We start from the raw sequence: 21,328 nt of genomic DNA, 5'->3' as shown, positions 1-21,328 counted from the left end.
GAATGCTGGTATTGACGCGGAAGGTCGGGGAGCGCGTGCTCATCGGCGACGACATCGTCGTGACGATCCTGGATTCGCGTGGTGACGGCATCCGCATCGGCATCGATGCTCCACGCGGGGTGCGCATCCAGCGCGACGAGGTCATCAAAGCAATCACCGAGGCGAACCAAGAGGCCAGCGAGGCCGCGGCCACCGATGACGCCGAAGCGCTCATCAAGAAGTCTCTCGGCCTGTAGCGACGACGACGCTCAGCAAACCTCGCTGATCACGAGGTAGTTTACGTATGTGAACGATCTCGCTCTGAACCCCGCGACCACCGCCCTCCTCCTCATGGATCTGCAGGCGGGCATCCTCGAATCCCACTCCGGCGCCGAGGCGCTTCTGCCAGGGCTGCTCCGCGCCCGCGAAGCCGCGCGCCAGGCGGGCTTCACCGTCGGCTACGTACGCGTCGCCCTCACTCCCGAAGACGCGGCCAAGGCACTCACTACCCCCGGCAGTTTCGCTGCGGCTGCCGCATCCGGCCGCCTCGACGACGCGAGCCCCGCCACTCAGATCGACGCCCGCATCCTGCCTGCCGGGGGCGAGATCGTTGTGCGCAAGTCGCGGGTCGGCGCCTTCGGCACCACCGACCTCGATGACCAGCTGCGCGCCCGGGGTATCGACACCCTGGTTCTGGCGGGCATCTCCACGAGCGGCGTCGTGCTGTCGACGGTTCGGGATGCGTCCGACTGCGACTACCGCATCGTCGTGCTCGCAGACGGCTGCTTCGACCGCGACGAGGAGGTACACCGCGTGCTCACACAGAAGGTCTTCACCCGCCAGGCCACCGTCGTGAGCATCGACGAGTTCGTGGCGGCGATCGGCTAGCCTCTTCGTTCGGCGCTCGCCGACCGGCAGAATGTCGCTATGACGGCGATCCGAACGGAACGAGGCCTCGATCGCCTCGTGAACTTCTCCGACGCGACGGTCGCCATCGCCATCACGCTGTTGATCCTGCCGCTCGTGGACATCGCGGCGGAGATCTCCAAGAAGTCGGTCGGCGAGCTCGTCGTCGATCACCAGGGCCAGTTCATCGTGTTCGTCGTCTCGTTCTGGCTGATCGGACGGTTCTGGATCATCCACCACCGCCTCTTCGAGTGGGTCGACAACTACTCGACCGGGCTGATCTGGGCGAACATGCTCTGGCTGGCCTCGATCGTCTTCATCCCTTTCACCGCGAACGCGCTGGCGAACAGCGATGGCGACCGGGCGGACGTGTACGCGCTCTACATCGGCGCCATGATCGTGACCGCCGGTTCGACGGTGCTGATCGAGGTCGTGCTCGTGCGCAGCCCTCACCTGTTGCGGGATGACTCGCGCGGCCAGATCGACCTAGTGCGGTCTTCGGTGCCCTCCGTCATCCTCGCCGTCTGTCTGGTGCTCGCCGTTCTGGTTCCCCAGGTGGGGTTGTACTGGCTGATCCTCCTCTTCCTGACCAGCCCGGCCTACGCAGTGCTGGGCAGGCTGTCTCGTCGACGGGGTTCACAGACCGGTTCGTGAGGATTACCGTCTCGGGGGAGAACCTGAGGAGAACCATATGCGTCCCAAGACCACCTTCATCATCCTGATCGCCGTCATCGCGTACGTTCTAGGCGCCCGCGCCGGGCGCGAACGGTACGACCAGATGAGGAACGCACTCACGTCGTTCTGGAACGACCCGACGGTCAAGAAGGCACGCAAGAACGCCTCGCGCGAGGCGGGCAAGGCGCGCAAGGCGGTTCAGAAGAAGGCCAAGCAGCTCCGCTGACCCGCGACAGAGCGGCAGGCGTCAGGGCGGGCCGGCCGCGTCCTACCGACTACGGCTGGTCGCGATCGGTGTAGTCGCCCTGCTCTTCCTCGGTCGTGACCTCCTGGGTCTCGTCCGTGTCGACGTAGCTGCCCTCGGTCTCGGCCTCGGGGCCGGGGAAGTCGGCCGACTCGGTGTACTGGCCGTGCACGGTGCGCACCTCGGGTCCCTCGTCGTTGGCCTCGGTGTACGTGCCTTCGAGGTTGTCGCGGTCGACGTTGTCTCCTTCGCGGTCGCGCTCCTCGCGGGCCTGCTCTTCGTGGCTCATCCTGGCTCCTTCTGGCTCTCCATCGACGGGCCGCGGACCGCGCTCACCGTCGGGCGTGAGCCGACTCTACGCCCGCGGGTGAGCCCGGGCTAGACAGTGCCGGTGCACGTCCGTGCAGGCTCGCATCCGGATGCGGTGTCAGCACGCTGGGCGCGCGCCCCTCGCCCGGAGTAGTGTGCGGCCTCATGGCGAACTCGGAGAACGAGGCTGCCTCGGTGAACGAGGCGAACGACGACGGTGCGCACCCGCGAATTCTGGAGTTGCGCATCCACGGGATCAAGAACACTCCGCCGTCGGAGATGCTCGGGATTCCGGCCACCGAGCTGAGGCTCGATCAGGGCGACGACGAGGGTGGCTTCTGGATCTCGACCGCCGAATCCGGGGATCCGGCCGACCCGTCGACCCCGCCGCCGGGCGTTCGACGCGAGGCGTACTCGTGGGGTGCCATGGCGCGATCCGACGGAGGAGCGCTCTTCGTCATCGGTCAGTTCTTCGTGCAGGTTGCGTGGCTGCTCCTTCTCCCGTTCGGCCTAGCGAACACCGCGTACTGGGCACGCAAGGTGCCCGTGCAGAAGGACAGCAACGAGTGGCGGGCGGGGAGGGGCGCGTCCTCGCTCCGCGTGTTTGCTCTCGGTCTGACCCTGCTCTACGTGTGCGCGCTCGCCTCCGTGAGCCTCGACCTCATCGGCTCGCAGTGCCTCAGCGCGGTCAGGACGTGCCCGGCCCTGCCGACCCCCTCACCGCGTTCTTCGCGTCGGTCGCGCCCGAACGCGGTCTCCGGCTGGCGATCATGGCACTGGTGCCGATCGCCGGCGTGGTGGTTCTCTTCCTCGTCTCGCATCACGCCCGGATGCGCTACGAAGCCGGCATCTTCCAGACCGTCACCGCGATGCGGGAGCGCACGGGCAGTCGTCGTCGCCCGCTCGCCTCCGACGGCTTCTGGGACCAGGCCCGCGTCGGCGCTCCGACGGAGTGGCTGCACCTTGCAGCGACCTTCCTTCTGGTCGCCCTGCTGCTCGGTTGGGACAGGGTCTTCGCGGGCACCCAAGGCTGCGGCGACCTCAACGGATTCTTCGACCCGGCCAACGGATGCGTCGATCTGGCGAACGGCCCGCTCGCGTCCAGTCTTCTTCCGGGGCTCGGGATGCTCGCCGCCGCGGCGGGCCTCGTCGTCGTGGTCATTCGCATCGCCGCTGCCGCAGATACCGTGCCGACCGCCACTGACGACGCATCGCGGGAACGAGAGGTGCGCAAGCAGCAGCACACCCGTGAACAGTTCGCGGGCTGGACCCTGGCCTTCGCCGTTGCCGTATTCGTTTTCACGGGCATCGTGGTGGCGTTGGCGGGCGACTATCGGGAGGCGGTCGGCGAGAAGCAGTTCCTCGGTCTGGTCGCGGCCCCGAGCATCCTGCTCGGCGCGATGCTGGCGATCTGTCTGTCGGCGCTCGGGTGGCGTCGTGGGGTGTCGCGCTGGCTGTCGATCACTCTCGTCGTGATCGCGGGATTGTCGCTCCTGCTCGCCGTCACCCAGAAGGCGAACATCGTTCTGCAGATCACGGCGTTCTCAGTAGCCGGCGCGGCAACGCTGGTGCTGCTCCTGCTGATCATCTTCGTGCCGATCGCGCAGCACAAGACGTATCGGTATCAGGGTTGGCGCGGCACCGGACCGGGCGTGCTGATGCTGCTGTCGCTGGGCGGCGCGATGATCCTCTCCACGCTGCTGGTGCTGGGTGTCGAGACGTGGCTCGAGACGGGCACGGCGGCCACCGGTGCGGCTGCGGCTGCTTCGTTCGGCAAACTCACCCCACCGCCGGCATTCCGGGATTTCGGGGTGATCATCCCGGTGCTTGCCCTCATCCTGTTGCTCTTGCTCGCGCTCGTCGTGTTCCTCAAAGTGATCAAGGTGCCGCAACTGACGACCCCGGAGACCGACGGCGGCCGGCCGCTGCGATATCCGCTCGGCGAGTACAAAGATGGGCGCGTCGGCTACGTCAGCGATGCGAGCAAGCTCTCGATGAAGATGCTGCGCGCGAGAAGGTTCGCCGCGCTCTTCCATCGGGGCGAGCCGGTACTGGGCTTTCTCGCCATCCTGCTCGCGGTCGGGTTCGTATTCGCCCTGACCGTGCACATCGACGTGTTGCTCTGGCGCGACTACCAGGCGCTGGTCGTGAGTGTGCTCGGCGGCATCGCGATCTTCGCCATCGTCACGGTCGCAACGAACGCGCTCACCAAGAAGGAACGGCCGCTCGGGGTCATGTGGGACCTCATCTGTTTTCTTCCGCGCGCCGGGCATCCGTTCGGTCCTCCCTGCTACGCCGAGCGTGTGGTGCCCGAGCTGCGGCAGCGGATCCTCACCTGGCTCGGGCCCGACGGGCTCAGCGAGCAGAACGAGCGCAAGGTCATCCTGAGCGCCCACAGCCTGGGAGCGGTTCTCGCGGTCGCGAGTCTTTTCACCCTGCAACCTGATACCCGGGTCGCCATCAAGAACGTGGGATTGCTCACGTACGGAACGCAGCTGCGTGTGTACTTCGGGCGCTTCTGGCCCGAACTCTTCGGGCCCGGGCCCCTCGGCACGCGACCGCAGTCGGCTCCGTCTCTATGGAGCGCCGACCCATGGTTACGTCAGGTGATCGAGGATCACCGCGACGCCGACGACATCGTGGCCGCCCGAGCGCGCGTCACGACGGACTCGGACGATCCGACCCTGCGCGGACTCCTCACGCAGCCGACGGGCGAGGTGGCCTGGTTCAACCTCTGGCGCCGCACCGACTACCTCGGCTTTCCCGACCACAGCCATCGCACGAATCCGATAGACGGCGGGGCGGACGAATTCGGACCGCCGGAGTACCTTGTGCAGATCGCGACGCATCCGAACTATCAGGCGTCGGTGCAGTACGTCTCGAACCTGCAGCGGATGATCAAGTTGCTCTAAGGCGGCCGTTTCTCGCTGTCTCCGAGCTGTCTGAGTGTTCAGCCGCCGGAAAACCGAGTGTTGTAAGGTATCCCCGTATTCGGGACCGTATCGAAGGAGAATCATGGTCGACCGCCTGCCCCGCGCCTCATCGCTCAGCACGGAAGAGAAGGCCGCTCTCACCAGCGGCCTGAGCTTCTGGGAATCGAAAGGTATCGACCGGGTCGGCATCCCGTCGATCTATCTCACCGACGGACCACACGGCGTGCGCAAGCAGCGTGAGGGCGGCGACCACCTGGGCATCGGGGACAGCGTTCCAGCCACCTGCTTCCCGCCGGCTGTCGCGCTCGGCTCCTCCTGGGACGCCGAGCTGCTCGAACGGGTCGGTAAAGCTCTCGGTGAAGAGGCGAAAGCCGAGAACGTCGGCGTTCTGCTCGGCCCGGGCATCAACATCAAGCGCTCGCCTCTGTGCGGCCGCAACTTCGAGTACCTGTCGGAGGACCCCATCCTGAGCGGCCGTCTCGGCGCTGCCCTGGTGAACGGCCTGCAGTCGCAGGGCGTCGGCGCCTCCCTCAAGCACTTCGCGGCCAACAACCAGGAGACCGACCGGATGCGCGTGAGCGCCGACGTCGACGAGCGCCCGCTGCGCGAGATCTACCTGCGCGGGTTCCAGCACGTGGTCGAGCACGCCGCGCCCTGGACGGTCATGTGCTCGTACAACCGCATCAACGGCGTCTACGCGAGCGAGGATCCGTGGCTGCTCACGAGCGTGCTGCGCGACGAGTGGGGCTTCGACGGAATCGTCGTCTCCGACTGGGGCGCGGTCAACAACCGGGTCAACGCGCTCGCCGCCGGTCTCGACCTCGAGATGCCGTCGAGCAACGGGGTGACGGATGCACAGCTCGTCGCCGCCGTCGCGGACGGGTCGCTCGAGGAGAGCACCCTCGATACCGCAGCCGACCGCATCATCGACCTGGTGCAGAAGGTCGTCGACAACGCCGACGCCGATGCCGACTACGACCGCGACGCGCACCACGCTCTCGCCCGCGAGGTGGCGGCCCGCAGCATCGTGCTCCTCAAGAACGATGGAGTCCTTCCGCTGGCGGCGGGTGCCGGTCGCTCGATCGCCGTGATCGGCGAATTCGCGCGCACCCCGCGTTACCAGGGCGCCGGCAGCTCGCAGATCGTGCCGACCCGCCTCGACAACGCCCTCGACGAGATCCGTGCGCTCGCCGGCGACTCGACCGTGACCTTCGCTCCCGGATACGCACTCGGCGCAGATGAGACGGCTGACGCAGCGGCGCTGCTGACTGAAGCGGTCGCGGTCGCCCAGGGCGCCGACGACGTGCTGGTCTTCGTCGGGCTCCCCGCCGAGGACGAGTCCGAGGGCTTCGACCGCGACCACATCGAGCTGCCGGCCGCGCAGACCGAGCTGCTGGATGCCGTGCTCGCGGCGAACCCGCGGGTGACCGTGGTCCTGTCCAACGGCGGCGTCGTGCGGGTCTCCGGATGGGCGGATCGCGCATCCGGAATCGTCGAGGGCTGGCTGCTCGGTCAGGCGGGCGGCGGGGCCGTCGCGGACGTGCTGTTCGGCGTCGTCAACCCGTCAGGTCGGCTGGCGGAGAGCATCCCGGTGCGCATCGAGGACACCCCGGCGTTCCTGAATTTTCCGGGCGAGAACGGGCACGTCCGCTATGGCGAGGGCCTCTTCGTCGGCTACCGCGACTACGACGCACGGAAAGCGGCGGTGAGCTTCCCGTTCGGTCATGGCCTTTCGTACACGACGTTCGAGTACTCAGGGCTGGAAGTGACAGGCTCGGCAGACGGTATCGACGTGTCGCTCACGGTTGCCAACATCGGCGACCGTGATGGCCGTGAGGTCGTGCAGGCTTACGTGTCCGTGCCGGGATCAGCTGCGACGCGTCCGGTTCGCGAGCTGAAGGGCTTCGCGAACGTGGCGGTGGCTGCCGGCTCCGCCGAGACCGTGCGCATCCACATCCCGAACGAGGATCTGGCGTACTTCGACACCGACCAGCGGGAATGGGTCGTCGAGGCCGGCGACTACGAGGTCACGGTGGGCGCATCATCCCGAGACCTGCGCGGTTCGCAGACGGTGACGCTCGCGGGCGATGCCGGGCTGCCCATCCTGACCGCAGAGTCGACCATCGGCGAATGGCTGAAGCACCCGGTGGGTGGACCCGTGCTGATGGGCGCGCTGGCGCAGGCCGGCGACCAGGGGGTCGGCGCCATGCTCGCCGACCCGTCGCTCATGCGCATGGCCGAGTCGATGCCGCTCAGTCGCGTGGCCGCCTTCCCGGGCAGCCCTGTGACGGCCGAGCAGCTCGACCAGCTCGTGGCCGCCGCGAATTGTGCGAGCGTGCCGGCGTAATACCCCCACGGCAAACCGACCTGAACCCCTTGCGAGAGCGAGGGGTTCAGCGTTTGTTGAGGGTATGAGCGATGCGAAGGAAGAACCGGTGAACGAGTTCGACCAGACCAACGGCCTGGTCGACGGTCTCGACGGAGACGACGGCGGCGCCATCGACCCCACACCCGACCAGAACGTGATCGGCGAGGCCATCAGAGACCTCGACGACCCGCTGACGGACGAGGACTCGGCCGAGACGCCGTACAGCGAAGAAGGAAAGCCCTAGGGAGGAGTTGCCGATGTCAGACACCAGCGGACTGCCGAACACGAACTCCGAAGGAGTGCCCGAGGAGGACGAACCGGAGCGCTTCGAAGGCCGACGCGAAGGCGAGGGCGAAGCAGAGAGCGCCGGCGATGGGGCTGCGGCTGAGCCGCCGCCCGCGGACTTCGATCCCGCGCAGAATCCATCGAACCCCGACCTCGTCGGGGATGCCGAGCAGCCGGAGTAGTCCCCTCTCTCCGGCGCGGCCCCGTCCTTGTCGGGCGGGGCCGTTTTCGTGGGGTCAGGGATGCGGCGCCCGGGATGCGAACATCCACCCGGCGCCTGCAGCGAGCCCGACAGCACAGAGTCCGATGCCGGTGAAGAGAACAGCGGATCCGCTGCTGCCCGTGCGCGGAAGCACCAGCCCGGCGATGAAGGTGAGCGCGCCGATGTTCAGCAGGAGGGCGGCCGCCCAACCCAGTGCCGTCCTCAGCGTCGGTCTCACGCTCGTATCGTAGTCGCGGTCCCTCTGCGTCGAAGGGTTCGTCGCCCGATCCCGCGGTATTCGTTCGGCTAGGCCTCGCCCTGGTTGCCTGTGGATGCGGGCTCCGGCTCGAGCGCCTCGTTGATGATGGCGGCGACGAGCATCTTCCAGTCCGAGCCCTCGTGCAGGGTCTCCACGTGTCCGGGCGGAATCGCGCCGAACACTGGTTCGTGCTCCTCGCCCTCCGGCGCCACACGCACGAGCACCCCGAGTTCGGCATGCGAATCGTCGAGCACGACCCACCGCCCGGCGGATTGTTTCTCCACATGGAATATGCGCGACCGGTAAGGAAAACGCACGCTCGACATCTCGAGTTCGCTGGCGGACATCGGTGACCCCTCTCGTTGGTGCCTCAGGCAGCATCCAACGCCCACACGCTCCGCGGCGCAAGAGTTTTCTGGGGCGAGTGCCCGCTGCGACCGTAGATTGGGGAGATGACAGACGTGCTCAACCTGGACGCTGCTCTCGCCAAGGTCGCCGAACACTGGCAGCCACATCGGGTCGCGAGCATCAACGACTACGACGTGAAGATCGTGAAGCTGCTGGGCGAATTCGTCTGGCATACGCATCCGGAAACCGATGAACTGTTCCTTGTGCTCTCGGGCCGCCTGACGATTCAGCTGCGGGACGGGGATGTGCGGCTCGATCCGGGCGACATCTACGTGGTCCCGAGAGGTGTCGAGCACTGCCCCCGCGCTGACGAAGAGACGTCGGCCATGCTGATCGAGCCGCAGGGAACCGTCAACACGGGCGATGCTCCCGGCGACCGCACATCCCCGCTGCGCGAACTCCCCGGCGACTGACGCCCCCATCGACGTATCCAGTCCGCGAAAGCTGCGAAAAGCGACTTCAACGGGTCCCATAAGTCGCTTTTGGCCCCTCTCGCGGTGTGAGTAATCGCGTGAGCCGGCTGCGATCGACGAAGAGGTCGTGGGAGGTCGCGCGAATCGTGCGCCAGCCGACAGCGGACAAGAGGTCACCGCGCTCGATGTCCGCGCGCCATTGGCGTGGGTCGACGCGATGATGATCCCCCTCGTACTCGACGAGCAATCCGAGGGCCGGCAACTTGAGGTCGGGATGCAGTATCAGACCACCGGCGACGGGTGTCGGGTCGTTGACCAGCACATCCTGAAGGCCGAGATCCTCCGTGATGAAGAGGCGGAGCAGCGATTCGGGTCGCGAGTCGACGCCCCAGCGGACTCGCGCAAGCGCCCACGCGCGATTGCGAGCGCCTCGTTTACCGGCGTATCGCGACACCGCTTCTTTGAGGCGATCGAGGGATGTGGTTGCCGGGCGCGCGCGGGAGCCGAGTAGGTGGTCGGCGGCTGCGACCAGTTCCCTTCGATCGAGAAGCTCGGCGAGTTGGCACCAGGTGTCCTCTGGTGAGCAGAGTGGCGTGCCGTCAGGCGTCCGAAGTGTCAGCACATCGTTCGAAAGTCGATGCCCTACGACGCCGTGCCCACGTGGAGGCGTTCGTTGGCCTCGAACGCCGACGTGGATTCGACGGTCGGCTGAGCGCGGCAGCGGGATGCCGTGCAGCGCGGCCGCCGTTCGGTGGCTGAAGACCTGGCCCTCGAGCATCCGCTGCCGGTAGGCGAATGCGAGGCCGACCTGATCATGGGCGACGAATGCGACGCCGACGTTCACTCCGTGAAATGGATGAGCCAAATCGGTGCGGCGAAGCCGAGCCCTGCTCACCCCACTGAGCAGGGCGCGCTGGGTCGAGAACGGTGTGCCAGTGAGGTCTGCCGGAAGGCTCGAGGACATTCGCATGCGCTCATCCTCACGACCGCGCACCCTCGCCGCCACTGATTCACGAAGTTGTGGAGAACTGTCGCGCGAAAGGTGTGAAATGGCGCCTTGAGGAGCGCCATTCCGCGCTTTTGGCAGCTCTCGGTGAGGGGTGGGTGAGGGGGTGAGGGGTGAGGTCAGCCGATGAGGGAGACGGCGCGTGCGATCACGAGGGCGAGGAGCACGAAGCCGCCGAACGACTCGAGGGCCATCAGGAGCTTGGCCCTGTGGCTGAGCGGCATCGTGTCCGTCGGGCTGAACGCCATGGAGTTCGACAGCGAGAAGTAGAAGTAGTCGATGTAGCTGGGCACCCAGTCGGCCCGTCGGCTCGATCCTCGGGAAACCTCGTCGACGGTGTCGTGGTCTTCGTCCTGCGGAAAGCGGAAGTCGGCGAGCGGCAGTTCGTGGCGGGGAACGTTCACCCGGCTCACCGGGCCGCCCCGGTCGAGCGCCCAGAACAGCAGTCCGAACGCGATGACGTTGGTGCCCCACACCTGCAGGGATGCCAGCAAGAGTTCCGCGCCGTTCCCGCTCTTGTTCAGGAGACGCACGACGGTCTCGACGAGGGTGATCTGGTTGGAGATCAGGATGAACAGGGCGATCCCGATCTCCGCCCGCCGCGACCATTTCGATTGACGTGCGAGCCGGTGCGGGTTGTAGACGACGAGCGCGATCAGCATCAGGAGGCATATGCCGACGACGGCATATCGCTCGAAGACGGGGATGATGCTCGGCAGCGCCGCGTAGAGAGCGAGCGCGATCACTGTGGCGATCAGAGGAGGCCAGCGGTGCTCGGGCTCCGCACTGCGGGAGCGTCGGGCATCCTCGGTTTTGCTCATGCCTGAGACGTTACCGCGGTGGCCTCGCCGCAGAGCGCGCGGCGCGGCCGCCGACCGACAAAGGTCGGGGTCGTAGGTCGGCGGCCACTAGAGATGCACGGTACGCGTCCCACTGGACCGTTCGAGGGGATTGTCAACGCCACTCGCGGGGCGTAACGCAAGGCTCTTGCCGACAGGCGAGTGGCTAGACCCGGTCGAGCGATGGGACGGCAGCGATCGAGCGCGAGCGGGCCGACTCGTAGGCGCCCAGGATGATGCCGAGCACCTCGATCCCCTCCTTTTCGGTGTGCAGGGGGCGCGTACCGTCGAGGATGCTCCGCGCGAAGTGCCCGATCTCGGCGCCGAACTGGTCGACGGGCTCCAACTCCAGGATGACCGGCTCTTCTCCGCGAAGGTGGTAGCTCAGCACGGTTCCATCGCTGGTGAGGGAGCCGAGCTCGCCCACGGCGGAGAAGCGTTCGGTGCCATCCGCTGGCTCGTACGCCCAGCTGGTGACGAGCGTTCCGATCACTCCGTTGTCGAAGCGTACGAGGACGTTCGCCGAGTCCTCGCCCTCCATGAAGGTCAGGCGGTGCGTGGCGAGCATGGACGTCACCTCGACCGGAGCGCCTCCGGCGAGATGCAGCATCAGATAAGTGGGGTGGTATCCGGTGTCGATCAGCTCGCCGCCGCCGCTGGTCTTGGCGTGCGCGCGCCAGCCCATGTTCTCGGGGTCGAAGTCGTTGTAGAAGCTGTCGGTCGTGCGCACTTCGTAGAGGCGCCCGAGGGTGCCGTTCTCGATCAGTTCCTTCGCCTTCGCGACCGCCGGCAGAAAGAGTTGGTTGTGGGCGCACATCAGGGTGACGCCGGCTGCCGCGACGGCCGCGGCGACCTCGCGGGCCTCCTCGGGCGTGAGGCAGAGCGGCTTCTCGCACAGGATGTGCTTGCCGGCGCGCGCTGCGGCCACGATCGCATCCTTGTGCAGGTGGTGGGGGAGGCAGATGTCGACGGCATCGATGTCGGCCTGCGACAGCATGTCGTTGTAGTCGGCGTAAATCGCCGCGCCCGTGCTGCCGGCGCGCAGTTCGGCACTGGCGCGTACCGGGTCGGCGACCGCCGCGAAAGTGACGGTCTCCGGATTGAGGGCGTAGCCGGCGACGTGGGCTCCGGCGATGCCGCCGGCTCCGATCAGTCCGATGCGGACGGTGCGGTCGTTCGTGCTCATGGTGAAAGTTCTCCTGAATATATGTCTGAATGCGTATGGGGTCGACGAAGTCGCGGAAGAGTTCCGCGATTCTGGTAGAGGTGTCCGGCGCTGAGAGAAGTCGGGCTAGACGGATGCGGTAGCTGACGCCGCCGCGGACGCGGGAGCCGCATCCAGTGCGACCGACGCTCCGCTCGCGGCTGACTCGTTGGCCGCCACAACCATGCGGGTGAGCGCGACCGCGTGACGAAGGTTCTCGTTGGCGGTGGTGCCGGTGCGGATGTGCTCCACCCACTGCCAGAACGCCATCGGCGCCGGCTCGGGCAGTGGCAGTTCCTGCCACTCGTCGCCGTATACCCCGCCCTTCGCGAGCAGTCGCTCACCACCGAAGCCGAAGGTCACGGCAGCCGTGGTTCCGCGCAACTCGATGGTGAAGTCGCCCGGCGAGGTCACGACGCTCGCCTCGAAGACGCCGAGCCGTCCTCCGGGGAACTCGGCGGTCACGACCGCGTTGTCTTCGACCGGGTGGCCGGTGACGCTCCCGTACGAGGCGCTGAGGCTGAGAGGCTCGGCACGATGGAACAGCCGGGTGAGATAAGCGGGGTGGCAGCCGAGGTCGGTGAGTGCGCCGCCGATGGCGGTCTCCGGGTCGCCGAAACGCTCGGGAAGCCAGCCGGCGACCCAGCCGTCGTGCGCCAGGCGCACCCGGGTGTACGTGAGCTCGCCGAGGGAGCCCTCGTCGATGATGCGCTCGATGGCGACCGTGTAGTCGTCGTAGAGCCTGGGCAACGAGACGACGAGCACGACGCCGGCTGCCGAAGCGACGCCCACGATGTCCTCCGCCTCTTCGACGGTGGGTGCGAGCACCTTCTCGGTGAAGATGTGCTTGCCGGCGCGCGCCGCCTTGAGCATCACTTCGTGGTGCTGGTCGGTCGACGTCGTGACCGTGACACCGTCGAGATCGGGGCGCGCGAGCAGCTCGTCGAGGTCGGCGACGAATTCGACGCCGTACTCGGCTGCGGCCGCGAGGCCGCGCGTTTCGTCGTCGTCCCAGACGGCGACGAGTGTGGTCTCAGGATGTTCGAGCACCGAGTTCGCGTAATCCCCGGCATGGACATGCCAGAATCCGATCGCGGCGATCTTGAGGGGTGGGACATGGGCCTGAAGGCCTCCTTGCCTGTCGATTGCGGGGTGCGCGAACCCTTCGAGCCTAGCCACATACCGTCGTCGAGCGCGCGCCTTTTGCCGTTTTTGCAGCAAAAGTAGGGATGCGAAACGCCAGCCCCGAAGCCCCTACTGGCCCCGAGCATCCCGTGTCAATCCCCCACAGCGGATCGGCGCGGAGGGCCTCGCGTAAGGCAAGATCTGAGCATGGGAAAACTCGTCTACGGCGCAGGTCAGGAATACGACCTCGACGATCGTGTGCTGAGCCACGTCAAGCTCGCCATCGTCGCGAAACTGCGCCGTCACGAGAGCTTTCTGCTCAACTGGGATGTGCCCGTCGAGCAGGGATCCGGACGTGTCTCGCTCTGGATCAGCCGGGAGGTTCCGCTGGCCTTCCAGTTCAGCGGCAGCCGACCCCCGGCGATCAACACCCAGTGGCTCGAAGCGCTGATGCACACGTCGCAGCGCACAGGCGGCATGGTCGTCATGAGCGAGGACGAGGTCACGGAGCATCTGCCCGGCTGACTTCCTGTGCACGGGTAGCTCCGCGGTGTGATGATGAGCACATGGGCACTCTGATCTACGGAGGAACGCAGAGCTACCGGTTCGATGACCGGGTGCTCTCGCATCTCAAGATCGCCATCGCGTCGAAGCTGAGGCTGAGGGAAGGATTCCTGGTCAGCTGGGAGGTCCCGATCGAGGAGGGCTCCGGGCGGGTGAGTCTCTGGTTGGCGCCTGGGATCCCCGTGCAGTACATCTTCGAAGAGACGGTGCCGCCCGCGCTCAACCGCGACTGGATCGAGGCGATGATGATGTCCGCCTCGAGTTCACGAGGTCTCATCGTCATGGCGGAGAGCGACATCGGGGAATACCTGCACCGCGAGTGACGGATGCGGCTCGTCAGCTGTCGCGCGCCGCGCGCGCATCCTTCTCCGCACTCCGCAGGGCCGATTGTGCTTGCGTGATGCGGCGGCGCAGGTCGCGCTCAGCGGCCTTGGACTCCGTGAGTTCGTCCTCCGTGCGTTCGAGGCGACGGTTGAGCTCTTCGCGTTCGGCCTCCAGGTCGCTGCGTCGGTCGACCTCCGCGTCGAGCTCATCGTCGAGTGCGTCAGCGGCCGCCTTGGCTCGTTCCAGAGCCTTCTCAGCGGTCCGGATGCGGCGCTCTCGCTCGCGCCGGTCGGCCGCCGACTCGGTTGGCTCGGCCGGCTCCGATGATGTCGTCGATCGTGCCGCACCCCCGGCCTTGCCCGATGACGTCGGCGAGACCGGTGCTCGCCGAGGGCGCGCGACGCCGTCGAGCGGCAGCGCCACCGAATCTGACACATCCACGTCCTCGACGCCGGTCGATTCGAGCGCCCGGGTGAGAAAGCCGCTGCGAACTGCTGCGGCGGCGGACTCATCGATCACCGCGGCCTGCAGGGTCTCCTCGATCTCGCGCTGAACAGCGGGACTCACATCGTCGACGCTGCGCACGGCCGTCTGGAGGAGGCGTTGGCGGTCTCCCGTGAGTGAGCGGATGCTGTCACGGTCGCGCGCGGCGAAGGCGTCGCGCATCCTGTCGCCCACCTCCAGGATGGAGTCGACCAGGTCGGGCTTCTCTCGCACGAGGGCGTTGATCGCCGCCGCCGATGCCGACGGCTTGCGAAGAGCGCGGATGTCCTTAGCGAGAGCCTTGTCGTCGGCCCGGCTCGCAGCCGCGTTTCGCGACGTGGTGAAATCCGCCGGCGCAGCGGAGTAGAGCTCCTCGGCGACCTCGCGCAATCCCATGCCGCGAGTGTACGACCCGCGACCGGCCGGCGTCAGTGGTTGCGAAGCGCGCTGATCAGCTGCGACTTGTTCTTCTTGGAGTAGCCGCTGAGGCCCAGCTCCTTGGCGCGCTTTTTGAGGTCGGGCACGGTCCAGTCGTCGTAGGAGCCCGACTCACCGCCCTTGCGCCCGACAGCCGACTTGCCGCGGGCCGCGGCGGCGTTCGAGATCCGCGCGGACTTCTCCTTCGAGTTGCCCTCCTTGCGGAGTTCCTCGTACATCTTCTGGTCCTTCAACTGCGGTTCGCTCTGCGGCATCGCGGTGCTCCTCTCATCAGGCAGCCCGGACGGTACGCCGCGCCCGCGAAGGCGAAACCCCCGGATCTGTGCGATCCGGGGGTTTCGGTGGAGCTTGTCGGTACTAGACCGAACGTCGTCCGCTGATCATACGAACCAGCCAGACGATGACGGCGAACACCAGGAGGATGATTCCCACCCAGAGCAGCCAGTTGAGGGCCTGCACGAACCCACCGGTGAACAGGAGCACGATCGCGACGATCGCGATGATGATGAGCAGTAAGTTCATTTGCCGATACCTGCTTTCTCTTCTGCGGCGATCCGCGGGGGACACGGATCAACCGCATCCCAACGTAGGCCGGGAAAAGGAGGGAAATCGACTCCTTGACTACTCTCCTGTGCCGTGGTTCAGTACGCGCGCGCTCAGGCGCGCGGCGCCTTCGATGCCTTGACCGCCGCGAAGTAGGCCGAAGACGGCTTCAGCCAGATGAGCACGGTGGCCACGATCGCGGCGATGACCTGCAGGGCGCCTGCGAAGAAGCCCCACGGGATGTTGACCAGTGAGAGCACCGTGATGACCGTCAAGACGATGCGAGCCCAGTTGGCGCCGCGACGCATGAAGAACGCGAACAGCACGAAGACGACGGCCCAGAAGATCAGGGTGATGATCGAGAGCACCGTCACACCGGCGATGGATGCGTCCGCCAGCTGCTCGAAGCTCAGGCCGTTGGTCTTGACCCCGTCGGTGTTCTTCAGCTGCTCGATGATCGACGCGCGCGTCGAGCTGACGGAGATGATGGTCACGATGCCGCTGATCACGCTGAGCGCGGCTGCGGCGATGTAAAGCCAGAATGCCGTGTTCACGAGCGAGGGCGGACCGGCCGGCGCGGCAACGGGGGCGGCGGGTGTGGCCGCGTATGCGGGGAAAGCGCCGGGAGCACCGGCTGCGGGCGGCGCAGGCGGGTAGGCCGCCGGAGGTGCCGGAGGAGCGGGCGGATAAGTCGCGTCGGGGGCGGCCGGAGCGGGCGGCGTCACAGGCTGCTCGGGCGCGGCGGCGGGAGGGACAGACCCGGCGGCATCAGGAGTCGGAGGAACGACTCCGTCGGTGGCGGGTTGGTCCGGCTTGCTGTCGTCGTTGGGAATAGTCATGCCGCGACCGTACTACCGGATGCCTTGCTGCGACTAGCCTCCACGCGGTTGTGGTGATACATCACGTCACGCGGGGAAGCCTCTTCACAGCGGGTCCTTCGAGGACGGAACCGTCGGCGGCGAACCGGGAGCCGTGGAGGGGGCAGTCCCAGGAGAGTTCGGCGTCGTTCCAGCGCACCACTCCTCCGAGGTGGGTGCACACGGCCGAGAGAGCGCACGTCTCACCTTGCACGGTCGACACGGCCACGGGGGCGCGGTCCCTGCCGTGACCGACGATGCCTGTTCCTTCGGCCGGAGGTAGCGCATCCTGAGCGATCGTCGGTCCTTCAAACTCGGCTGCGGCCCAACCGGTGGCGATGGCCTTGCCCACCCCGGCGTTGAAGGCTGCGCCGGCCGCGATGGCTGCAGGATGCGTCACCCGGTGGTGCATGACGCGCGCCCACTCGGGCTCCTCGGTATCCGTGAGGTTGGCGGTGAGACTCAGCGCGGCCGCGACAGCGTTGGTCATGCCCCATTTGTTGTAGCCGGTGGCGACGTAGATGCGTCCCCGTCCCCGGGGAAGCCAGCCCACGAAGGGGATCTGGTTGGCCGACCGATAGTCCTGCGCGGACCACCAGTGGGTGCGCTGGGCACCGGGAAACGTCTGCTCGGCCCAGGCGGAGAGCTCCGCCAGATGAAGCGCGGGAGATTTGGCACGGCCGGCGATGTGACCGTTGCCGCCGGCGAGCAGCAGTTCCCGGCCGTCGGGTCCGATCGCGGTGCGCAGAGAGCGGGTCGACGACTCGGCGTTGAGGTACATTCCGCGAGGGATGTCCCCGGGTACGACGAACGCCGCGGCGTACGACCGATTGGCCTCGGTCTTGGCGAAGTAGAGTCCGCGGTCCAGGATGGGCGCCCCCGTCGCGAGCACCACCGCGGTCGCGCGTGTGACACCCGAGGTGCTCGTGACGACAGCCGGGTCGGACGCGGAGACGCCGGTCACGCGCTCGCCTTCGACGATCAGCCCGCCGAGCTCGCGCAGATCGGCGGCGAGAGCCCGCAGTACGTCCATCGGGTTCAGTTGGGCCTGAGCGCGAAGCAGAAGCGCGCCCTCGACCGCGAACGGCAGGCCGGCGTCATGCTCCTCGCTCACGGGGAGTCCGGCGATCCGGGCGGCCGCGTATTCGGCGTCGAGCCGGTCGAGTCCGTCGAGCGTTGTGGCATAGGTGATGGCGTCGCGCACGTCGTACGGGATCCCCCGGTGGTCGGCGTAGTCGAGCAGCCAGCCCTGGCCCGCCGCATTTGCGTCGACATACGCCGAGAGCACCTTGTCGGTGGCGTTCTTGCGCATGCGCGAGAGCATCGTCCCCTGCAGCAGGCTCACCTTGCCAGTGGTGTTACCGGTCGTCACGGCGCCGACGGAGCGGCCCTCGAGGACCGCGACGCGCATCCCCGACCGCGCAAGCATCAGTGCCGTGGCGAGACCGGTGAGCCCGGCGCCGACGATGACGGAATCGAACTGCGCCTCAGGCTGAAACGCATCCGTCGGGATCGGGGCGCATCCGTCGAGCCAGAGCGAAGTCATCGGCGCAGACCGTCGTCAGCCGAGAGAGTCGAAGTCGAACCAGAACGCCTCGTCGTCGCCCTGGCCGCGCTCGGAGGGTTCGCGCGGCAGGGTCGCGGTCTCTATACGCACTTTGGTCTGGCTGGTCACGAACACCTCGCTCGGAGGCCGACTGGATTGGGTGATCGACACGAACGCACCGTCCGCCCTGCTCGCCTCGACGACGCGCTCCTTGAAGTCCTCCACCGGAGCGCGGTCCACGAAGGTGAACCGCAGATCGTCGATGTAGACGTGGTACACCCGCATGTCCTCTCCCTATTGCTGTCTGGTGGCGGATAGTACGCGTGCCAGAGGAATGCACCAGTGGGGTACGCGAATCCGTGACCGAACGGCGTCAGAGGTAGTCGAGGTCGATCGCCTCGGTGTTGTCCGGGTCGGGTTTCACGAATCCGGCCTGCGGCGTGCCGAGGGCGGCGATCGACCGCCCCACCTCGGCGACGAACTCCGCGTCTTCCAACTCGGCGGTGTCGGGGGCGTCCTCCGCCAGGATCTGGCTGGCCGGGCCCAGCAGGAGCAGCGCCCTGCCGACCTGTCCGTCTCCGACGACGACCGGCGCGCTCACCTCGGCGGCGCCGCCGTTCTCCGCCAGCACTGCGGCATAGCGGACGAGGACGTCGGCGATATCGTCACCGGTCACGAGAGTGCCGCTCGCGTAGTGGATTCGTTTCATCTACTACTCATACGGTCGGGACGCCCCCAGGTCAAGGCCCCTTGCGTTCCGGCTCGCTAGGGCGTTCACTCCCCGCCATGACAGACACGACACCCGTCCGACCTCTCAGCGCGCTCGCGCTGGTCTGCACGCTGAAGGCTTCGCCGGCAGAATCGAGCAGCCAGTTGCTGGCGAAACAGATCCTCGACGAACTTGCGGTGAACGACGTCACGGGAACCGCCGTGCGGCTCGTCGACTTCGACATCAAGCCCGGCGTCGAATTGGATGAGGGCGACGGAGACGAGTGGCCGCGCATCCGGGAGCAGATCATCGCTTCGGACATTCTCGTGCTGGTCACCCCCACCTGGATGGGCCATCTCTCGAGCATCGCCCAGCGTGCGCTCGAGCGCATCGACGCCGAGCTGTCGGAGACGGATGCGAACGGCCGGCCGCTCGTCGAAGGCAAGGTGGCGATCGTCGGCGTCGTCGGCAACGAGGACGGGGCGCACGCGATCATCGCGGACGTCTTCCAGGGGCTGAACGACGTGGGCTTCAGCATCCCGTCGCAGGGAGCGACGTACTGGAACGGCGAGGCCATGGGCAGCGTCGACTACAAGGACCTCGACGAGACACCGGAGCAGGTCGCGAGTACGAACAGGTCAGTCGCGAAGAACGCGGCTCACCTGGCGCGACTGCTTGCGGCGACTCCGTACTGATCCCGCGGTGACGGCCGCGCCTCCCGAGACGAGCGCGAGTGCGGCGATCCAGAGCCCGGGAGTCGCGTCGAGGCTCGAGCCGGTCTTCGCCAGCGGGTCTCCACCGGTGCCGGATGCGGGCGATCCGGCGCCGTCAGCGGTGCCCGTCCCAGCGGGTGGCGTCGGTGGAACGACGGGATCCGCGACGACGACGAAGTCCTGATCGACGATCGCCTCGCCGGCAGCGCTGATGGTGACGGTTCTCGTGAGGGCGCCCGAGGCCGTGTACCCGGTCGGAACCGTCAGAGTGACCGTGTATGTGCCGGGCGAGAGGGGTCCGAGACTGTAGTCGCCGGCGGCATCCGTCGTCACGGTGGACGGGGCGCCCGACCCGGTCACGGTCAAGGTCACGCCAGGGATCGGCGTGCCCGCGGCGTCGGCGACGAGACCGGAGACACTGCCGGTCTTGACCAGCGCGAAGTCGATGTTCGGCACATCCGTCGTCGCCACGGTCACGGGATGCGAGGCGGGGCCGGAGACGACGTACTCGCTCGGCGGTGTGACGTCGACCGTGTACCCGCCTGGCGGGATCAGCGCAAACGTGTAACTGCCGTCAGCCGCGGTCACGGTGCTGATCGGTGCGCCGCCTCCCGTGGGAGTGGCCGTGACCGTCACGCCCGCGACTCCGCTGCCCGCCGCCGTGACCATTCCGGTGATGTTCGGGTTGGCCGTGAGCACGAAGTCGATGTTCGTAATCGGGGTCTCGACGCCCGTCGGCACCGTGATCGGCTGAGGCGGCGTGGTCACGGTGTATCCGGTCGGTGCGGTCGGAACGGTTACAGTGTGCGGTCCGACGCCGACCTCGTCGAACAGGTACGTCCCGTCGGGCCCGGTTGTCACCGTTCCGGTTCCGGGGATGTCGATCGTGACGTTCGGGATGGGGTTGCCCGTCGCATCCCGGACCGTTCCGCTGACGGCGACGGGAACGATGTCGCGCACCGCGAAGTCGACCACAGCATCCGTGGTCGTGAGGTCAGCGGGTTTGCTGGAGGCGTCGTCGGCGATCTTGCCGGGAGGTGGCGTGATGGAGACGGTGTAGCCGTCTGTCGCTAGGAAGCCGGGGAACGAGTACAGGCCTCCGCCCGCAGTCGTCGTCGTGCCGATGACCCGTCTGTTGCGGTCGGTGAGCGTGAGGGCGACGCCGTCGAGCGGGCCGCCGACCAGATCCGAGACCGTTCCGGTGATGTCGCGCGCGAGGGATGCGAACCACGTCTGGTAGACCGGCAGACCGGCTCGCTGCGTGAAGACGAACGTGAGCGACGTGATCGGCGCCGAAGGTTCGAACCATCCGGATGCGCCGGACGTGTCCGTGGCGGTCGCGTTGCCGGTGAGCGTCGAGGTCGCAGGATTCCAGGTCGGAACGTCCGTGGCCGATCCGGTGCACGACGGTTTGCCTACGACGCCCGGGGCGCAGTAGTTGAAGCCGCCCCGGAATCCGAGCTGCGCCGCGGTCAGGGGGACGCCGTCGGGTCCGGTGGCCTGCACCTGCACCCGGTCGGAGTCGATGTCGCCGAGGACGAACGTCCATCCCGAGGGTGGAGTCGGCGAGTTGAACGAGTACGTGGTTGTCGACGGCGAACTCGCGTTGTCCGCCTTGGGTCGCAGGTTCAGGTAAGGCTGGTTGATGCTCGACCCGTACTTCGCTCCGACTGGCGAGCCTTGAGGCAGCCAGACGGACGTTCCCGAGATCACGCCGACCTGACCCGCGCGCGAGTCGGTGGTGATCGCCGCCGACAGCAGTGGCTGATTCGCGACCGTCACGGTCGTGGGGATCCCGCTCGACGGGGTCCAGCCGGCCCAGAGTGACGTGGTGGCTGCCGAGGCGGAGTTCGAGAGGATGAGCGGCGCTACGATCGCGGCGAGAAGGGCGGGAAGAACCAGGCGCGATCGGGTACGCATGAGCGACAGGCTAGCGCTGTACCCCCCGAAAGGGGAATACCTCGCTTGGCTACATATTGCGTTGCGCAGTACCGTG

27 protein-coding genes are annotated in these 21,328 nt (G+C 67.1%); 12 read left to right on the top strand and 15 right to left on the bottom strand.

The genetic code is table 11. The annotated features are described in order from the left end of the window. Window positions 1-2 precede the first annotated feature (2 nt). Genes csrA through ACQ86A_RS00790 form a run of 4 tightly spaced genes read left to right on the top strand, consistent with a single transcriptional unit; the run spans window position 3 to window position 1,786 of the window. Window positions 3-236: a carbon storage regulator CsrA gene (gene csrA / locus ACQ86A_RS00805; protein ID WP_431278756.1), complete on the top strand. Its 234-nt coding sequence runs from the start codon at window positions 3-5 to the stop codon at window positions 234-236. 49 nt (window positions 237-285) lie between these two features. Beyond that, on the top strand, window positions 286-867 hold the full coding sequence (locus ACQ86A_RS00800) for a cysteine hydrolase family protein (RefSeq protein WP_431278755.1): 582 nt from the start codon (window positions 286-288) through the stop codon (window positions 865-867). A gap of 39 nt (window positions 868-906) precedes the next feature. Beyond that, entirely contained in the window at window positions 907-1,539 is a 633-nt protein-coding gene (locus ACQ86A_RS00795) for a TMEM175 family protein (RefSeq protein WP_431278754.1), read from the top strand. Window positions 1,540-1,576: 37 nt separating this feature from the next. Beyond that, a complete protein-coding gene (locus ACQ86A_RS00790) occupies window positions 1,577-1,786 on the top strand; it encodes a hypothetical protein (protein WP_431278753.1) in 210 nt (69 codons plus the stop codon). A 49-nt stretch (window positions 1,787-1,835) separates the two neighbouring features. On the opposite strand, the gene ACQ86A_RS00785 is transcribed toward ACQ86A_RS00790, so the two are convergent. Beyond that, complete coding sequence (locus ACQ86A_RS00785; protein ID WP_431278752.1) at window positions 1,836-2,093, bottom strand: hypothetical protein; 258 nt, start codon at window positions 2,091-2,093, stop codon at window positions 1,836-1,838. A 715-nt stretch (window positions 2,094-2,808) separates the two neighbouring features. Between ACQ86A_RS00785 and ACQ86A_RS00780 the strand changes: the two genes are divergently transcribed. The 4 genes from ACQ86A_RS00780 to ACQ86A_RS00765 all read left to right on the top strand — a co-directional run bounded on the left by ACQ86A_RS00780 (window position 2,809) and on the right by ACQ86A_RS00765 (window position 7,881). Continuing rightward, a complete protein-coding gene (locus ACQ86A_RS00780; RefSeq protein WP_431278751.1) occupies window positions 2,809-5,025 on the top strand; it encodes a hypothetical protein in 2,217 nt (738 codons plus the stop codon). Window positions 5,026-5,128: 103 nt separating this feature from the next. Continuing rightward, window positions 5,129-7,393, top strand: coding sequence for a glycoside hydrolase family 3 C-terminal domain-containing protein (locus tag ACQ86A_RS00775; RefSeq protein ID WP_431278750.1), 2,265 nt, complete (start codon window positions 5,129-5,131; stop codon window positions 7,391-7,393). 64 nt (window positions 7,394-7,457) lie between these two features. Continuing rightward, on the top strand, window positions 7,458-7,658 hold the full coding sequence (locus tag ACQ86A_RS00770; protein ID WP_431278749.1) for a hypothetical protein: 201 nt from the start codon (window positions 7,458-7,460) through the stop codon (window positions 7,656-7,658). Window positions 7,659-7,671: 13 nt separating this feature from the next. Further along, entirely contained in the window at window positions 7,672-7,881 is a 210-nt protein-coding gene (locus tag ACQ86A_RS00765) for a hypothetical protein (RefSeq protein ID WP_431278748.1), read from the top strand. Window positions 7,882-7,935: 54 nt separating this feature from the next. Here the strand turns inward: ACQ86A_RS00765 and ACQ86A_RS00760 are convergent, their stop codons facing one another. Beyond that, entirely contained in the window at window positions 7,936-8,139 is a 204-nt protein-coding gene (locus ACQ86A_RS00760; protein ID WP_431278747.1) for an LPXTG cell wall anchor domain-containing protein, read from the bottom strand. A gap of 68 nt (window positions 8,140-8,207) precedes the next feature. Next, a complete protein-coding gene (locus tag ACQ86A_RS00755) occupies window positions 8,208-8,507 on the bottom strand; it encodes a hypothetical protein (RefSeq protein ID WP_431278746.1) in 300 nt (99 codons plus the stop codon). A 105-nt stretch (window positions 8,508-8,612) separates the two neighbouring features. On the opposite strand from ACQ86A_RS00755, the gene ACQ86A_RS00750 reads away from it, so the two are divergent. Beyond that, a complete protein-coding gene (locus ACQ86A_RS00750) occupies window positions 8,613-8,981 on the top strand; it encodes a cupin domain-containing protein (RefSeq protein WP_431278745.1) in 369 nt (122 codons plus the stop codon). Between the two features lie 46 nt (window positions 8,982-9,027). On the opposite strand, the gene ACQ86A_RS00745 is transcribed toward ACQ86A_RS00750, so the two are convergent. The 4 genes from ACQ86A_RS00745 to ACQ86A_RS00730 form a co-directional block, all read right to left on the bottom strand. Then, window positions 9,028-9,825 carry an endonuclease domain-containing protein gene (locus ACQ86A_RS00745; RefSeq protein WP_431278744.1) on the bottom strand — a complete coding sequence of 266 codons (798 nt, stop codon included), beginning with the start codon at window positions 9,823-9,825 and terminating at the stop codon, window positions 9,028-9,030. Window positions 9,826-10,106: 281 nt separating this feature from the next. Further along, the gene (locus tag ACQ86A_RS00740) at window positions 10,107-10,808 is read right to left on the bottom strand and encodes a hypothetical protein (RefSeq protein ID WP_431278743.1); all 702 of its coding nucleotides are present in this window, start codon (window positions 10,806-10,808) and stop codon (window positions 10,107-10,109) included. A 184-nt stretch (window positions 10,809-10,992) separates the two neighbouring features. Beyond that, complete coding sequence (locus ACQ86A_RS00735) at window positions 10,993-12,012, bottom strand: Gfo/Idh/MocA family protein (protein WP_431278742.1); 1,020 nt, start codon at window positions 12,010-12,012, stop codon at window positions 10,993-10,995. 105 nt (window positions 12,013-12,117) lie between these two features. Beyond that, window positions 12,118-13,209, bottom strand: a complete 1,092-nt coding sequence (locus ACQ86A_RS00730; RefSeq protein WP_431278741.1) for a Gfo/Idh/MocA family protein — start codon at window positions 13,207-13,209, stop codon at window positions 12,118-12,120. Between the two features lie 153 nt (window positions 13,210-13,362). Between ACQ86A_RS00730 and ACQ86A_RS00725 the strand changes: the two genes are divergently transcribed. Together ACQ86A_RS00725 and ACQ86A_RS00720 are read left to right on the top strand one after the other, a co-directional pair. Then, window positions 13,363-13,680 carry a hypothetical protein gene (locus ACQ86A_RS00725; RefSeq protein ID WP_431278740.1) on the top strand — a complete coding sequence of 106 codons (318 nt, stop codon included), beginning with the start codon at window positions 13,363-13,365 and terminating at the stop codon, window positions 13,678-13,680. 41 nt (window positions 13,681-13,721) lie between these two features. Next, entirely contained in the window at window positions 13,722-14,042 is a 321-nt protein-coding gene (locus ACQ86A_RS00720) for a hypothetical protein (RefSeq protein ID WP_431278739.1), read from the top strand. 13 nt (window positions 14,043-14,055) lie between these two features. On the opposite strand, the gene ACQ86A_RS00715 is transcribed toward ACQ86A_RS00720, so the two are convergent. The 7 genes from ACQ86A_RS00715 to ACQ86A_RS00685 all read right to left on the bottom strand — a co-directional run bounded on the left by ACQ86A_RS00715 (window position 14,056) and on the right by ACQ86A_RS00685 (window position 18,619). Then, the gene (locus ACQ86A_RS00715; protein WP_431278738.1) at window positions 14,056-14,922 is read right to left on the bottom strand and encodes a hypothetical protein; all 867 of its coding nucleotides are present in this window, start codon (window positions 14,920-14,922) and stop codon (window positions 14,056-14,058) included. A 32-nt stretch (window positions 14,923-14,954) separates the two neighbouring features. After that, on the bottom strand, window positions 14,955-15,218 hold the full coding sequence (locus tag ACQ86A_RS00710; protein ID WP_431278737.1) for a DUF7218 family protein: 264 nt from the start codon (window positions 15,216-15,218) through the stop codon (window positions 14,955-14,957). 103 nt (window positions 15,219-15,321) lie between these two features. Further along, window positions 15,322-15,486: a hypothetical protein gene (locus ACQ86A_RS00705; RefSeq protein WP_431278736.1), complete on the bottom strand. Its 165-nt coding sequence runs from the start codon at window positions 15,484-15,486 to the stop codon at window positions 15,322-15,324. 134 nt (window positions 15,487-15,620) lie between these two features. Next, window positions 15,621-16,346, bottom strand: a complete 726-nt coding sequence (locus tag ACQ86A_RS00700) for a hypothetical protein (protein ID WP_431278735.1) — start codon at window positions 16,344-16,346, stop codon at window positions 15,621-15,623. Window positions 16,347-16,407: 61 nt separating this feature from the next. After that, a complete protein-coding gene (locus tag ACQ86A_RS00695; protein WP_431278734.1) occupies window positions 16,408-17,910 on the bottom strand; it encodes an FAD-dependent oxidoreductase in 1,503 nt (500 codons plus the stop codon). Window positions 17,911-17,925: 15 nt separating this feature from the next. After that, window positions 17,926-18,195: a hypothetical protein gene (locus tag ACQ86A_RS00690; protein ID WP_431278733.1), complete on the bottom strand. Its 270-nt coding sequence runs from the start codon at window positions 18,193-18,195 to the stop codon at window positions 17,926-17,928. Window positions 18,196-18,283: 88 nt separating this feature from the next. Next, window positions 18,284-18,619, bottom strand: coding sequence for a hypothetical protein (locus ACQ86A_RS00685; RefSeq protein ID WP_431278732.1), 336 nt, complete (start codon window positions 18,617-18,619; stop codon window positions 18,284-18,286). A gap of 77 nt (window positions 18,620-18,696) precedes the next feature. On the opposite strand from ACQ86A_RS00685, the gene ACQ86A_RS00680 reads away from it, so the two are divergent. Further along, the gene (locus tag ACQ86A_RS00680) at window positions 18,697-19,314 is read left to right on the top strand and encodes a flavodoxin family protein (RefSeq protein WP_431278731.1); all 618 of its coding nucleotides are present in this window, start codon (window positions 18,697-18,699) and stop codon (window positions 19,312-19,314) included. Here ACQ86A_RS00680 and ACQ86A_RS00675 read toward each other — a convergent pair. Beyond that, a complete protein-coding gene (locus ACQ86A_RS00675; RefSeq protein ID WP_431278730.1) occupies window positions 19,258-21,252 on the bottom strand; it encodes an MSCRAMM family protein in 1,995 nt (664 codons plus the stop codon). The two genes, ACQ86A_RS00680 and ACQ86A_RS00675, sit on opposite strands and share 57 nt — an antisense overlap. Window positions 21,253-21,328 lie beyond the last annotated feature (76 nt).

The organism is Leifsonia poae (assembly GCF_050632195.1).
Classification (GTDB): domain Bacteria; phylum Actinomycetota; class Actinomycetes; order Actinomycetales; family Microbacteriaceae; genus Leifsonia; species Leifsonia poae_C.
Note: the sequence above shows the minus strand (reverse complement) of the source record. Positions and strands in the feature narration are given on the sequence as shown.